Below are 15531 nucleotides of genomic sequence, written 5' to 3' on the forward strand. Positions count from 1 at the left end.
TACGCCTTTTCCCACCGGATTGATGTGATCCACTTCACACCGGACCGCCAGTTGCAGGTGCGGCGGTTATTTTGTACGTTTGATGGAGAGCTTGATGGCGTGCTCGCAATCCGGATTATCGAGCGTTGATCACGCAAGACATGATTTGAAACTTTTTTGCCCGCTCGCGCTGAGCGAAGATACTGGAAGCAGAACATGAATGGGTACCATTCTCTGCTTGATGATTTTCTTCCACTCAAGCTGCTCGATCGACTCCACGGCAGCGAAGGCCGCCGGCCAGTGGCAATACGCTTTCCCGCAGCCGTGATGTTCGTTGATGTATCGAGATACACGGCGCTCGTAGAACAACTCGCGCACCGCGGGCGAGAGGGGCTTGAAGAACTCCCGCGACTTCTGAGCAACTCATACGGTTCATGCGCCGAGCATGTCGTAGAGCTCGGAGGTGAAGTTCTGTACTTCGCCGGGGACTCGTTACTGGCGTACTGGGATGCTGAAGCCGACCGTCTTGGCGCCGCCATCAGAAAAGCGAGTGAGTGCGCCGCCATTATCTGCCGGCGCGGCAAGGATGCTAGGCGAGGCGGCGTCAGTGAAATTACTCCAGCACTTCATATTGGGATAGGCGCTGGTGAACTTTGGGCCGCCGCTCTGGGTGATCAGCCCGATTGGAAGCTGATAGCGGGTGGGCAAGCCGTTGCCCAAGCTGCTTCGTGCCAAGGCATCGCTCGCAGTTGGAGTTACGAACTGTCTGCTGAAGCGAAAGCCGCATTGAAGACAGGCTCGACCGTGGCACTAAATTTCTCTGCCGTGGAACCCCCATGTATACACAAGGCTCCGACTGAATGGCTAACGGCATTTCTGCCATCGCAACTGAGAGAGCGTCTGCAACCTCCAAGACCGGTCCACATCCAAGGATCGCTGGCGCTCGACTTCGATCCTCTCGGACCGGCCAATGATGATCTATCGATGCTAGACGAGATAAGACCAGTATCCGCGGTTTTCACACGCATAACTGGACTCAACTGCTTAGATCCCTCGGCACTATCGCAACATCAAGCTCTATGCGTCGCATTGCAGGACATTGCGAGATCTCGCGGAGGTCCGCTCGGAGAATTCTTTTATGATGATAAGGGGCTTGTCTTTTCTACTGCATTTGGAACCCGCGGCAACTTCCATCGAGATGATCCGCGGCGTGCTGTCGATGCTGCCCACGCCATTTGTCAGACGGTAGACCGGCTTGGGTTTGCCTCATCGACGGGTGTCGCTACCGGCGACGCATTTCTAGGAATTGTTGGAAGCGCGCGACGGCGCCAGCTTATGTGGCACGGCGCGCCAATCAATCGCGCCGCGCGACTAATGACAGCTAGCGAGAAAGGCGTTCTCTGCGACGCGCCAACAGAGCGGTCCAGTCGAACTGCATTCAAATTTGCACCGCAAGGCACGCTTCAATTAGCGGGCCTAGGGAATATGGCAGCAGTTTTTCGCCCGATGGAGCAGCACCAAGCCGGTTCTGGGTTCACATCTCTCGTTGGCCGGCGCAACGAAATGGAGTCTTTGGCGCGTACATTCGAAGAAGTACAGAATGGCGGTAAGAGACTCCTTGTCATTCAAGGCGAAGCTGGCATCGGGAAATCTACGCTAGTCGCTTCGTTCGCTGAAGAGCTCCGATCGGCAGGAGCGATGGTGTCTGTGGCACGAGCCGAGCGCGATGATCGAAGAACGTCGCTTCTACCGTGGCGGCGTTTATTGACATCTCTTTTGGGTTTGCCTGCGGACACAGAAGGTCACATCGTACTGGATGCGATTAGGTCTGCTGTGGAGGACGATTTGACGATTTTAGAACGGCTACCATTGCTAGGCGGCGTTTTGGATCTTGCGATTTCTGAAAATGATAATACGCGCCACCTACAGGCAGCTCACCGGGGCGATGCAACGATGCGGCTCGTCGGTGATTTACTCGCCGTGATTGACCGTCACCCGCTGATTCTGATTCTCGAGGATAGCCAGTGGCTGGATTCCGCCTCTTGGAGGCTAGTCGAGTGGGTGCTCGCCAGTCGATCATCTATACTGATTGTGCTATGCGTACGATCCGAAGAGGCACCCGAAGAGCTCCGGGCCATTCAGCGCCGCGCTGATGCGGCGAGAACAACCGCATCAGGAACCGATTTGGAGGATCCAAGTCGCTTCTGCCGCTTCATGACAATCGAAGAGCTTAATGATGGTGAAATTCGCGAGCTTGCCGCTCGTGTGCTTGGCGCAGCCCCTCCGGGGCGCGATCTGGCCGACAGGATATCTGCACTAGCTTGTGGTAATCCTCTATTCGCTGAGGAGATCACACTGACTCTAAAGACTGAGGGATTGGTAGCTATTCGCGACGGCTGCTGGCGCTCACTTCGGCCACTCGACGAGCTTCGGTACTTCGAAGGCGTCGAGCGCGTCATTCGAGAGCGAATAGATCGACTAGAGCCTAAGATCTTGGAGGTATTAAAGGCCGCAGCTGTCATCGGGCGGTCGTTTTCGCTGAACTCTCTCAAGGTCCTGCTGAAGCAAGTACCTGAACGGGCTATTCGGACCGATCTCCAATTACTTGTGGCAGCGCAGTTCATTCGAAGCAGCGGAAGCGACGGAGAATACGAGTTTCGGCATGATCAAATTAGAGATGTCGTATATGGCTCCATCCCCGCCGACCTGCGCCAACGATTCCATGGAACATTAGCTGATTGGCTAGAACAAACAGAAGGCGCAGCTGTTGGCGGCGACATAGCAGCTCTTGTCCAGCACTTCGAAGCCGCTGGCCAGAACGATAAGGCGGTCACTTACGCCGAGATCGCCGCTGCCAAAGCGTTGCAGGTCGGCGCCTTCCGAGAGGTTGAAGCCTTTCTCAGCATATGTTTCAGCCATGAGCCCCGCCAACCCGTTTTGAGTAAGGAGCAAAAGCTAATAGCGGTGCGGCGTCGGATTCAGCTAGCAGAAGCTCAGTACTGTCGAGGGGACATTCATGCTCAGGGTGTCGCAGTTCGTCGAGCGCTTACCCTAGCTGGAGAGTCAGTTAGGAGTTCGTCCATCAGTGGATTCAGCCGTCTTATCGCAAGTGCGGCAAGGCTTCTCCTCCAGCAGCTCTTTCCTCCAAGAACCTTTAGATACTCTGATCCTGCCCTGGCTTGGGAGCGAGAGATGGCTCGATGCCATAGTCAGGCGGCAATGGTCGATTATTTCGAGCTTCGCTTCCTCGAGAGCATGCGACACCTTATCGAGGCTGTCGTTCATGCTGAACGAACCGGGATCACAACGGAACTAGCCATAGCGTCTTCGCAAGTCGCATCTGGCTTCGGGCTCGTAGGTCTTCGTCGTACCTGCGAATATTTCATCAGGAAGGCGGAACACGCGGCCGTGAGCCTGGGTGATCCGGCGATACATTCACACGTGTGCTACTTGGATGCTCTCTGGCAGGTTGGCCACTGCAATTGGCCTGCGGTTGACTATCGCACCAAGCAGTCGCAAGAGCTCAGCTTGCAGGCAGGCGATCAATTGAGATGGTCTAACGCGCAGGTGATCCGATTCTGGTCTCTTTTTTATCGAGGTGATTGGACCAGTTTGGAGGACACAGCGAACGCGCTTCTATCGCGCGCTCAGAGCAGCGGAAACACCCAGCAAGAAATATGGGCATTGCGATGCAAGTCGCTATGTGCCCTCCAGGCCGACAGACCTCGCGAAGCGATCGATCTACTAAAGCTTATTACCTCCGCGATGTTCGGATCCGCTGACCTTGCCGCGTTTGTGTCATCGAAGGGATGCTTAGCCTTAGCGCTATCGCGGGTTGGATACAATGACGAGAGCCTCCAGGCAGTCGATGAGACGCTTCGGCTGTTGCGCGGGATGTATCGTCCGACCTCGCATAGCATACTCGTTGGAATATCTGGGGTTTGTGAAGTCCTGCTTCGTGGCCGCGAGACCGGCCTATCGCGAGAATACGATCAGTGGCGTGAGTGGGAGACTCAAGCTCTATATGAGCTGAAGCGTTATAGCCTCGCCTTTCCCGTTGGGAGAGCACAATACCGTCTATGGAAAGGGGTCTCAAATTGGTTGGACGGTGAGAAAGATCACGCGTTCACGGCATGGAACCAGGCTTTGCTAGCCGCGGATGAGCTCTCGCTGCGACAAGACAGAGCGATGATCTCCGCTGAAATGAGGCGTCGCCAAGATCGAATTTAACTTTTGTCGGCATGGTCTTTTTAGGGTTCCAGCCGGACCACAGTGTTCTGGCGCGGGACATTCGAAGCCTATTTGATTGAGGATCTCATGCTATGCGCCCGACAGATTCTCCTCGTGAGCTCCCTTCCGCACCTGACCAGCAAACAATGTGGCTGTCTTGTGGGCTTGAGTCGCTGGTTGATAAGTACCCGCGGATAGCGAACCCAACGTTACAACGAGACGGTGAGTATGACTTTGATGTTGTAATTGTGGGGAGCGGGTATGGCGGGGCAATTGCTGCTGCAGAGCTCAGCGCCTGTACCGATGAGGATGGCCAGCCACTACGTGTATGCATTCTCGAACGCGGACAAGAATACTTGTCGGGAGCATTTCCGTCTCGCCAGGCGGATTTAGCAGGTCGTGTTCGGTTCATGACCCCCGATGCAAAACGTCCAATGGGAGCTCATGACGGCCTCTATGACGTTCGCTCGAGCGAAGATGCCGTTACGGTTGTTGCCTCTGGACTTGGCGGCGGCTCACTTATTAATGCTGGCGTTATGGAGATGCCGAGAAGTGAGGTGTTCCGCGAAGGCCGCTGGCCCCACGCTATCCGCGTCGACGAGACGCTTTTCGAGCTGGCGGGCATACTCCGTCACTCTTTAGGAGCAAGCCCCCTCCCCGTGACGCACGTCGGGGTTCTTAAAAAAACTGGTCAACTTAACAGGCTTGCGACGACAACATTGCTGCCAATAACGGTCTCCACGTCCAGCGCCGCAAACAGCGCAGGAGTGTTGCTTAATGAATGCGCGATGTGCGGAGATTGTGCAACCGGTTGCAACCACGGCGCAAAGAACTCCCTAGATCTAAATTTACTGTTCTTGGCTAAGCAGAGCGGAGCACGCCTCGTGACAGGAGCCACCGTCCTCCGCTTTGCTCCATGCGCCGACGCCGGATGGGTTGTCCATGTCAATCACACCGATAATCACCTCCGTGACCGACAATTGACACCTTTCCAAGTTCGTACGAAGCGTTTGATTCTGTCGGCAGGTACATTGGGATCGACTGAAATATTGCTGCGCTCGCAGGGTGCGCTTCGGTTCTCGGCTCAACTGGGCCGCAAGTTTTCGGCAAATGGAGATATGCTCGTCACCGCCTACGGCTTGAATGAAGTCGTCAATGCCGTAGCCGACGAAACAGAGCCTCCGGCAGCCACAGAGCAGAAGGGGTCTGGACCCCGGGCGATCGGGCCGACGATCACGGCGATGATTGATCTGAGGACTGGAAACCCCGAATCCGACCTGGTGATTCAAGATTTGGCGGTCCCTGGCCCCCTGCGGCGCCTATTCGAGGAAGCCATCACATCCTTCGATGTCCTTAATCAACTAGGCCAAAGGCCGTGGAGACGGTACGAGCGTGATTGTCCAAAGCATGATGATGCAGCCGTCAATCGTGATGCAGTGAAACACTCCCTCGTGCTCGCGATGATTGCTCGTGATGATGCGGACGGTGAGCTCACGCTCGGCGACAAGGCTTTGTGTGACGATGCAGACGGGCTGCTCACGGTCCACTGGCCAGCGCTTCGAATGGACCGTCGCTTCGATGAACATCATCGGCGGCTCAAGGAATTGATGGCGAAGTCAAGGATCGGCGGGCGAGTAGTTAATAATCTCCTCTGGCGGCCTTTCGCAGAGGAGCTGGAGCGTCTGTTCGGCAGACAGCGAGGACCGCTCGTTACCGTGCATCCCCTCGGTGGGTGCGCGATGGGCAATGACGTCCGCCAGGGGGTCACTGACCATTGCGGGCGCGTCTTCGACGCGGGTGGTTCGGGCGCGACTTCTGTGCATCCCGGCTTGGTCGTTCTAGATGGCTCAATTATCCCTACATCTCTGGGGATCAATCCCGCACTTACAATATCAGTTCTATCTCTTCGTGCCATTACGCAGCTCAAAGCGGAGTGGCGCTTAACTGGTGGTCGGCTCAGGATTACGACTGAGCCCACAATGCCTCCAACGGAGAGGCCGACGTATGCTATCCCTTCGACCATCACCAATCCGAAATCGACGCTTATTGAGCTCACGGAACAAGTACGAGGGCGCTTAAGACTTAAGACGCGTGACGGGCGTCGTGAGGTCAGCCAAGTACAACTAACGCTCACGAGCGAGCCAGCGGCGATCTCTGATTTGACAGCATATCGCCCGAACAAGCTACGCGGATTTCAGATTAACTCCAGCAAAGCAAGGCTTCAGATACTCAAGCCGGGCAAAAACTACGATCCGGTGTCTGATAAAGCCGACCCTAGAGATGTCGCGCTAGAGGCGGAGGTCTCTGGCGAGCTGCGCTTGTTTTCGACTGAACGCTCGATTCCTTATCTTTCTACTGCGCGAGCCGTGTATGCCTGGTTCGTCAATCGGGGACTGCGAGATGGGGTCCACTGGGGAGTGCAACGCATTCAAGAGCATCTTCATCTACGACCTGAGCTAGATCGACCTAGGCCTATGCCGTCCTTCTATAGGCGGGCCAAAGACTTTATCGCCGGATTGCTGTCCTTGTGCTCACGCGCGGGAATCGTCCGCCTTATTGAATACGATTTGACGGTCGGCCAGGTAATTCACTCTTCTGAGTTTGACGTTAGTGCGTTGAGTGGAAGCAGTATTCGCGCAGTCAAGCGGCTAACCTATGCTCGAGCATCTAGTCCTTTCACGCAGCTGCTGGAGATGTCGGTCGAGGTGTTTCCCAAGTTATGCAGGCCAATATTTGGCAAGCTGCCTACCTTACGACTGAATAAGCGATATCTTGCGAGCCAACAGATTCCCTTGTTGCGTGTGGTGCAACAGCAAGACGGCGTGTCATCACTGATCGACTTGCTATCCTTCGTGCTTTATCTGGTTCGGGTCTCGATGCAAAGCCATGCGCTGAGCTTTCGCCGACCAGACCCTCCGCCGGACCGGGTACCCGAACGTTTACCCGGACGACTGCCCGATCTGCCGCCACCCGAGGTGGATTGGCTGACGGTAGACAGCTTAGCTTCGCCCCCCGCGCGCATACGGCTAACCCGCTACAATGGCTCGCCACGACGCGCAGCCAACGTCGAGATCACAAGACCGGTTCTCCTCATTCATGGATACAGCGCCAGCGGCACGACATTCGCTCACCCTGACGTGCCGGGAAACTTAGCCCAGACTCTGTACGATGCAGGTCGCGATGTATGGGTGTTGGACATGCGCTGTAGCGCTGGACTCCCGTCTGCCACGGGCGATTGGCCGTTTGAGGTCATGGCGGATCACGACATCCCTATAGCTATCGAACACATCGCTGATGCACAGGGGAGCCAGCTTTCGGACTATGTCAAAGTTGATGTGGTTGCCCACTGTATGGGAGCAGCGATGTTCAGCATGGCTGTGCTTGGGGATGGGCAGCGACAGAGGCGCTTACACCAAAGGATCGGTCGGGTCGTTTTCTCCCAGGTCGGACCTGTAATGATACTGAGCCGAACCAACGTCCTTGCGGCCTATATCATGCGGTACGCCAGGCGGTTTGTATCATCAGATACCTACGCCTTTAGTCCTCAGGAAACAGCTTCGCTTGGGGGACAGCTTCTCGATCGTGCATTGGCTGCCATGTCCCTCCCTCGACACGAATTCAAGCGTGAGAATCCATTCTTGCCGCCATTCGCCACTCCGTGGGCCGGGACTCGGCACCGAATGGACGCTCTTTACGGTCGTACCTTTTCGCTGAGAAACATCTCGAAGGGTATACTTGCGAGGCTGGATGATTTCTTCGGTCCGATCAGCCTTGAGACTGTATCTCAAGTAATTCATTTCGCGGCTTTCAACACCGTCACTGATCGCCGCGGAGTGAATCATTACGTGACGCCTAGCCGCATTTCCGAGCGCTTCGATTTCCCGATGATGTCGATACATGGAGAGGAAAACGGTTTGGTCGATGTAGCGACGCTGACCATGATGCGAAATCTTCTTGGAGAGGCCGGCGTGCCGTATCTCAATGAAGCGTTCAGAGAGGATCCAGCGTCCGACAACAAACGCATATCGAACTCATTTGGGATCCTCACCCATTCAGTTGCTTCGTGGCTTTCTAAATGCTTTGGACTGGCGTTAGCTCCCTCTGCACAAGTCGCGGACGGTTGCCAGACCACCACGTCGCAAACGGCGAAGCAAATCGAGCGCTTGATTGACCAAAGCAGCCAATCCCTCTCGGTAGGAACACCTTCATACCTGACGTGGCGAATAAGCGGACATGGCCATCAAGACTGCCTGATTGGGAAGCACGCGCAGACCGTATGCCGGGTGATAGCGAAGTATCTTGCCGTCCCTGATCAGGTACCGGCTCGTGAGCCGGAAACCACAAAACTGGCAGCACTTCCCATTCCAACGACCTATCGAGCGTTCGCGCCGGCGTTCGGCGTGAGGACGCAGGTCCTTGCGAAAGCCGGCACGATCCGGATACAGGCATGCGACGGCGCTGGCCGAGGATCTGCCCTCAAGGCTGTTGTCCTCCCGGTGCGGCAAGTCGGTGAGCGGTTCCGCTTTCTACAACCCGATGGACAAATTGGGATACCTACCAGCGACGCAAGTCTCCTTCAGGCAGGCGCTTGCATTATCGAACCGATCACGCAACGGCGGCAACAGATCGGATCGCCACGGTTTTTTGACCTGCCAAATGCGAAATGGCCCCACCATGCCAGCGAGGTACTAATCCTGTTGCTCTACGAGCAGGCAGAAGGGATAGGAGGCAGCGCCCGTGAGCCGGGTCTGATGAAGGCGCACGAGGTAAACTGCTCAAACTTTCCCATTGCTCGAGCCGTAGCAGAAGCTCTCGTGTGCGACACCATCGGAGACTTGCGGGGCGGCCTGTTGCGTGGCTCGATCACGGACACAATGTGCCAAGGGGATGTCACATTTGCTGTCGCTAGCTGTCTTTACCCAAGCGACATTTTAAACCACATGCCGGCTGCCCAGCACTTCCCGCGAGGTCCAGCCGACGCATCGCTCTTGACGCTAAGCGATTTGCTGGGAAAACCTGATTCTCCGAGCCTGCTACTGCTTGCCGGAGATCAGATCTATGTCGATGCCACAGCAGGGCTGTTCGATCCAAAAGTACTTGATGAGCGGTTCCGCATTCCGCACGAGCGTCGTGGCGAAGGCCGTGGCTCAAAAGCTGTCATGCAGCGCATGGACCTCGAAGTGCAGATGATGCTTGATGACCACGAGATCAACGATAACTGGGCTCCGAACGATCCGGACCTCGAAGCAACTCGTACTGGTCAAAGTGTGCTTGAACGTGGACTGTCCGCCTACTTCTTATACGAACGCGGGGCCCCGAAACCCCAGCCCCATGTCTGGCACAAACTGTATCATCGGGAAATACCGTTCTTTCTTGCTGACGCCCGAACTGAGCGCGAGGCGCGAACTGCTGTTGCCTGGCGGACGCAAAGAATTATGGGGTCAAGACAATTTGGAGCGCTGTGTAGCTGGTTAGTTGCTCCGAAGCACAAGAACCGTCCTAAGTTTGTCATGACAGCATCCGCATTGTTGCCGCGACGTTTGGTCATGAAGCAGTCCGCCAGTGCCTTGCAATCAGATGCTTGGGACGGCTATCCGCACTCGCTTCATTCACTGCTTAGATTTATTTGCGATCACGAGGTTGAAGGCTTGGTATTCTTGTCAGGTGATGAGCACATCAGCAGCCTCGTCACGGCTCGCGTGACCTGTCTCGACACAGGCAAGCAGTGCGGCTTCCACTCCATTCACAGCTCTAGTCTCTTTGCGCCTTACACGTTCGCGAATGGCGTTCCGGATGATTTTATCACGAACGACCGTTTTGACTTTTCTTTTCCGTTGCCGGGTGGGCAGGCGCAGCATTATCGATGCGAGGCAAAGGCGCAGTTCTTTCCGGGCGATGGCTTTGCCGTTCTTACGACGAACCAAAATGGCACCGGAAATTGGAATCTCCGCGCCAGATTTTACTGCTCTTCCGGCTTAAAGCCGGGCGGTGATATCTCTCTTTTCCTGTTCAACCCCTCGATGGCGGCGTCTTAGCCCAAGTGTTGTGACACTTGGCTTTAGCAAGTGATGCGCGTATCAGTTGTTATGGCGTAAGCCGGCCATTGGCCGACGTTGTCAGCTGAGTACTATTCGCTCTACCTTCGAAAGCAGACCCCGTCCGCGCACAGGCAAATGTCAGCTCCGGGCCAAAGGCAGACATGCGATCGCCTCGCTTGCGCCAATGAACCAGGCTTACTCTGGCAATCCGGCTTTCCTCAATGCTTCTTCAAACTGCGCAAGGTCATCGGCCCGTCGATGAGGCACCAGGTCCCGTATGCTCGATACGCGTAGCGTGGGATGGAGCTTCCCGAGCCGAGCTATTGCCTTGCGTGCCTGTTCCAGGCGTCCGGCCATTGCGTTGCTCGCGGCGGCGACGCGCAATCCAGCCGGAAATTCCGGATTGTATTGCAATGCCATGGCCGCCCACGATGCCGCCTCGTCATAGCGGCCTAGCAGGAAATGCGCATACGCGGTCCCGGTTCGCATGCCCGCTGTTCTCGCATCTAATGGGTTCAGGCGCATGGCGTGCGCGAAGCATTTGAGTGCCGGCTCCGGTTCGCAGAGCCAATTTTTCACCCATCCACTGAAGAGCCAAGCCTCAGCCAAATTGGCATTGAGCAAAAGTGCGCGGTCGATTAAGGCGACACCTTGATCGAAATCGCCAACAATATAGGCGAAAGCCCACCCGCTCGCACTGAGCGCGATCGCGTCATCTTTGCCAAACTGGACCGCCAGTTTAGCGAGTCGTATTACTTCCGTAATCTCTTCCGCGGCGCCTGAAAACCAGCCAATGCCCTTACCATAGGCGTAGCAAGAAGCAGCACGGCCATACGCGACCGCAAAATCGGGATCGAGTTCAGTCGCGCAATTGAACAGCCGCAATGCGTCCTCAATCGTCTGCGGGTTATTATCAATGTGATAAAATCTGGCCAATCCGCGCAAATAGACAGTGTAGGCGTCAAGACTTTCGGTTGGCTTGCGCTTGGCGCGCTCAATCTCTGCTTTTTCAACTGTTGGCGCGATCGCTCCAACCACGCTTTCAGTTACCTGATCTTGCAGATCGAAGACGTTGCCGAGTTCACCCTCGAACCGGTCGGCCCAAAGATGTACTCCGGTGGCGGCATCGATGAGTTGGCCGGTGATGCGCATGCGGTCTAAAGCTTTTCGGACGCTGCCTTCCAGGACGTAGCGCACCCCAAGTTCTCGCCCGACTTGCTTCACGTCGACGGCACGCCCCTTGTACGTGAAGCTCGAGTTGCGTGCGATGACGAACAAGGCTTTGAATCGAGAGAGCGCTGTGATGATGTCTTCTGTCATGCCATCAGCAAAGTAGTCCTGTTCCGGATCGGAGCTCAGGTTGCTGAAGGGGAGAACGGCCACGGAGGCTTTCTCCGGGAACGGAAGATCCGGTCTCCGCCCTTGCACGGGAGTATCGCCGATTACGCCGCCTACGAGCCTCGTCGCTTCCTGCACTGTTCCGACGAAACGGAAGCCCTTGCGCAGAAGTGTCTTGATCAGTCGCTGTTCTTCCCCGGAATCGCCAATGGCCTTGCGGGCAGCATTCAACCGCGTCGTGAGCGCGGCGTCGGACACGCTCCGCCCGCTCCAAATAGCGGTGATGAGATCGTCCTTGCTGACGACGCGGTCCCTGTTGCGGATCAGGTAGTAGAGTAGATCGAAAACCTGTGGAGCAACAGGGACGACATTCGCCGCGCGATGTAGCTCGCGCCGCTCGGTGTCGAATGAGTATTCCTCAAAGAGATAGCGCAAGCTGCCAATCCCTCAGACTGCCGCAGGTCGCGGGAAGCGTTTCAGCACCAAGTCTAAGAATAAGCTGTCGATAAGAGAAAAGTAAGCCGAATGTTAAGCAAATCCTCTAACACCATCGCATCCTCTTCTGGTTGAAAACACCGAGGAAATGCCGCTATGAGCACGACTCATGGCTCAATCGGATCGCGATGGATTACCGCATCGACGTGGAGCGTCCCCAGCCTATTCAAACGATATTGGGGTCAGCTTGAGGAATGGCGCCGACGCCAGAGACTACGAGGCGCCTTGTGCAATCTTAGTGACAGGGAGCTTATGGACATTGGCATAACGCGTGGGGAGATCGATTATGTCGCCTCCAATCCAGCTATTGAGCCGCGAGGCATCCGATCCGCTGGATGAACAACTGAAATCTTGTGCCAAGTGGTGAGTGGGCCCGGGCGAACACGACCAAATGCAATACTGCCCGAGCCTACTTCCGGTATGGGTCAAAACGCGAAGAACTCAGCTTGAGCAAATCTGATCCGCTATTCCGCTGGAAGCGGACCTCAACGATGCAGGCCATTGCTTCGCTGGTGGGCGAGCAGCGGATGCGTCGCACTAGGTGCATCCATCAGCGAGAAGCATACGGCCGGTCGTCGTGGCATGACGAATTGAGAAGAGCTTCTGCGCCTCAGGATCGCTCAATAACGCTTCGGCATCTGCACGACTAGGAAACTCGATAACGACGAGTCTTTCATGCTTCCATTCGCCTTCGAGCGGCGTTGGCTCGACACCTTGAACGACATACTTGCCATGATGTCTCGCGATGGTCGCGGGGATAGCATCGATATACGTTTTGAACCGCCCGTAGTGCACAGTGATGTCGAGGACGAAATAAGCCTTCACCTGTGATGCTCCGCAGTGCCCGTCTTGGATTGGTCACGCCCTATGACTAGTCGGCGGTCCGCAATCGGTCGAAGGCTGCCCTCGGCAGCGCTCATAAGCTTGGTCGGCTCGCCAACCCGAAGCGGGCGATACGGCGTCTCAACTGAGGGCCGCGACGGGCCAAAACCGGACTCGCGGGGCCATGCACATGCGCCGCGCGTCGCCTATTGCTGTGATCTGCTTTCTAGCAGCCGGTCGCGGATCTCCTCCGATACAAAGCGCTCCGCCCGCTGCCATGCCTCGTCCTTGTCACCGCGGAACTGGAAGTGCTTTCTGAACACGACGCGCTGGGCTGTTGTATCGATGGCGGCAATCCGCACAATCTGCACCAGCGTGCTTAGCTTGTGAACGATGCCGATAATCAGGATCTGCGCGCCGGCCTGTGACGCCGCGCGCAGCCGATCGCGCAACGCCCGTCCGTCGGTCGGACAATTTGGTGCGCAGGAGGACGGCACGAGCTCAAAACGGCGGTCCGCCGTGACATCGTCCCGCAGCGCGGTCATGAAAGCCCGCAATCGCTTTTCATGCACGGCCGTCAGATCGGTGGGCTCGTTCGACGTGTCTCTATATTTGAAATCGTCGACGGAGAGAGTCAAAGCGTGGTCGGCGGTCGCGGCGGATGCATCTGAGATGAGGCTGAATCCCAAGAATAGACCGGCTGTGGTAACAGCGTGCAAGAGGGAGCCGTGGCGCATGGCGATCACTCGATCTCCCCCTTACTGAGGCCATCTTAGAAGATCGATTCTTTCCGCCTCCTATCGAAGAAATTAATCCTTGGTAATGCTACGCGGCCGCCTATGGCAGCGCAGCGCTAATGTCTGCAGTGGGTCAAAGGCTGCCCTCGGTAGCCAGAATGACCCTTGGTCGGGGTCACCTCTATACAGCGGACATCCCCGCACTCTGGGCTGCGGTCAGCCACGGGCCAAGAACCGACGTCGCCACGGGCGACGCACCTTGGCTGCGATTGTCATTCAGGCAGCCCTGCCTGCCGCAATCCTGCTCCGTATAGCGCGAGATCCTCGGCATGCTGATAAGGGCCCAGCACGTTTTTGAGATTGGAAACACGCAGACCGGGATTCAGCTGCCGTAGCCGAACCATTGCTATATGTGCTTGCTCCCGCCGTTCGGCCATTGCGTTGCTCGCGGCGGCGATGCGTAGTGCAGGTTGAAAGTCCGGACTGTCCTGCAAGGCCATGGCCGCCCACAATGCCGCTTCGTCATATTGGCGCAGGAAGAAATGTGCATGCGCGGTCCCGGTTCGGGTACCCATCACCCGCGGATCAAGCGGGTTCAGGCGCATGGCACGCGCGAAGCGCTCGATTGCCAGTTTTGGCTCACCAAGGTAATTTTTAATCCAGCCGCCACAAAACCATGCCTCCGCCAAATTGGAATTGAGCACAAGCGCGCGGTCGACCAAGGCAGCGCCCAGCGCAAGATCACGAACGACAAACGCTAATGCCCACCCGCCGCGGGAAAGTGCGAGCGCGTCATCCCTGCCCGACTCAACAGCCCGCTGAGCCAACCTCGTTACTTCGGCAATCTCGTTTGCTGTGCCTGAAATCCAGCCAGCGGTCTTGGCGTTGGCGTAGCAAGAGGCGGCACGGGCGTAGGCTGACGCAAAAGCCTGGTCGAGCTGGATCGCACCGTTGAACAGGCGCAATGCCTCGTCGAACGCTTGCCGGCTGGCAAACTGATAAGTCTGAGACAGCCCGCGCAAATAGAGCGCATAGGCGTCGAGACTCTCGGTCGGTTTGCGCCTGGCCCGCTCGATCTCGGCTTTTTCCACCGCTGGCGCGATCGCCCCGACAACGCTCTCAGTCACCTGGTCCTGCAGATCGAAGATGTCGCCAAGACCACCATCAAACCGGTCGGCCCAAAGATTTATCCCAGTGGCAGCATCGAGGAGCTGTGCCGTGATGCGCACTCGGCTTGTCGTTTTGCGAACGCTCCCTTCCAACACATAGCGCACCCCAAGCTCGCGCCCGACCTGCTTCACGTCGACGGCGCGCCCCCTGTATGTGAAACTCGAATTGCGGGCGATGACGAACAGCGCCTTGAAACGAGACAGCGCGGCGATAATGTCCTCCACCATGCCGTCGGCGAAATATTCCTGCTCTGGATCGGAGCTCAGATTGGTGAAGGGAAGAACCGCGATCGAGGGTTTATCCGGGAGGGGAAGAGCGGGTTTCGGCTCTTCTTCTAGATTGTCGGTGACTGTCGCGCTTGCAGGTCCTTGCGCTTCCTGCACTTGTCCAACGAAACGAAAGCCCTTGCGCGGCAATGTCTTGATAAGGCGCTGCTTATCCCCGGAATCGCCGATTGCGCTCCGGGCGACGTTCAGGCGCGTCGTCAGCGCCGCATCGGACACGCTACGCCCGTTCCAGACGGCTCTAATGAGATCGTCTTTGCTGACCACGCGCTCCCTGTTCCGGATCAGGTAATCAAGTAAGTCGAATACCTGTGGCGCGACGGAGACGACGTCCGCTCCTCGATGCAGCTCGCGCCGGTCAGTGTCCATTGCGTAGTTCTCGAAGATGTAGCGCAATTGCCATGCCCTCAGCTCGAGGCTCTAGCATCGGTTGCACCG

The 15531-nt window shown here is 56.6% G+C and carries 7 protein-coding genes; 3 read left to right on the plus strand and 4 right to left on the minus strand.

Going from position 1 to position 15531, the window contains the following annotated elements; translation table 11 throughout:
* Window positions 1-306 precede the first annotated feature (306 nt).
* Both CWO91_RS11315 and CWO91_RS11320 read left to right on the plus strand, forming a co-directional pair.
* On the plus strand, window positions 307-4209 hold the full coding sequence (locus CWO91_RS11315; protein ID WP_165405361.1) for an AAA and adenylate/guanylate cyclase domain-containing protein: 3903 nt from the start codon (window positions 307-309) through the stop codon (window positions 4207-4209).
* Between the two features lie 92 nt (window positions 4210-4301).
* Window positions 4302-10244, plus strand: a complete 5943-nt coding sequence (locus CWO91_RS11320) for an alkaline phosphatase D family protein (RefSeq protein WP_130213527.1) — start codon at window positions 4302-4304, stop codon at window positions 10242-10244.
* Window positions 10245-10442: 198 nt separating this feature from the next.
* On the opposite strand, the gene CWO91_RS11325 is transcribed toward CWO91_RS11320, so the two are convergent.
* Complete coding sequence (locus CWO91_RS11325) at window positions 10443-12020, minus strand: winged helix-turn-helix domain-containing tetratricopeptide repeat protein (protein WP_130213528.1); 1578 nt, start codon at window positions 12018-12020, stop codon at window positions 10443-10445.
* A gap of 156 nt (window positions 12021-12176) precedes the next feature.
* Here CWO91_RS11325 and CWO91_RS11330 point away from each other — a divergent pair, with 156 nt between their 5' ends.
* On the plus strand, window positions 12177-12419 hold the full coding sequence (locus tag CWO91_RS11330) for a DUF1127 domain-containing protein (RefSeq protein WP_130213529.1): 243 nt from the start codon (window positions 12177-12179) through the stop codon (window positions 12417-12419).
* Between the two features lie 198 nt (window positions 12420-12617).
* Here CWO91_RS11330 and CWO91_RS11335 read toward each other — a convergent pair whose 3' ends face one another.
* From CWO91_RS11335 to CWO91_RS11345, 3 genes are all read right to left on the minus strand, one after another.
* On the minus strand, window positions 12618-12905 hold the full coding sequence (locus tag CWO91_RS11335) for a DUF1330 domain-containing protein (RefSeq protein WP_130213530.1): 288 nt from the start codon (window positions 12903-12905) through the stop codon (window positions 12618-12620).
* 203 nt (window positions 12906-13108) lie between these two features.
* Entirely contained in the window at window positions 13109-13639 is a 531-nt protein-coding gene (locus tag CWO91_RS11340; protein WP_245471218.1) for a DUF2380 domain-containing protein, read from the minus strand.
* Between the two features lie 272 nt (window positions 13640-13911).
* Complete coding sequence (locus CWO91_RS11345; protein ID WP_130213532.1) at window positions 13912-15489, minus strand: winged helix-turn-helix domain-containing tetratricopeptide repeat protein; 1578 nt, start codon at window positions 15487-15489, stop codon at window positions 13912-13914.
* Between the last annotated feature and the right edge of the window lie 42 nt (window positions 15490-15531).

This window comes from Bradyrhizobium genosp. SA-3 (genome assembly GCF_004212635.1).
Classification (GTDB): Bacteria; Pseudomonadota; Alphaproteobacteria; order Rhizobiales; family Xanthobacteraceae; genus Bradyrhizobium.

What these genes read in the sequence shown, in the direction of transcription:
- CWO91_RS11330 (WP_130213529.1), top strand. Translation starts at nt 12,177, where the DNA reads ATGAGCACGACTCATGGCTCAATCGGATCGCGATGGATTACCGCATCG.
- CWO91_RS11315 (WP_165405361.1), top strand. Translation starts at nt 307, where the DNA reads ATGTTCGTTGATGTATCGAGATACACGGCGCTCGTAGAACAACTCGCG.
- CWO91_RS11320 (WP_130213527.1), top strand. Translation starts at nt 4,302, where the DNA reads ATGCGCCCGACAGATTCTCCTCGTGAGCTCCCTTCCGCACCTGACCAG.
- CWO91_RS11340 (WP_245471218.1), bottom strand. Translation starts at nt 13,639, where the DNA reads ATGCGCCACGGCTCCCTCTTGCACGCTGTTACCACAGCCGGTCTATTC.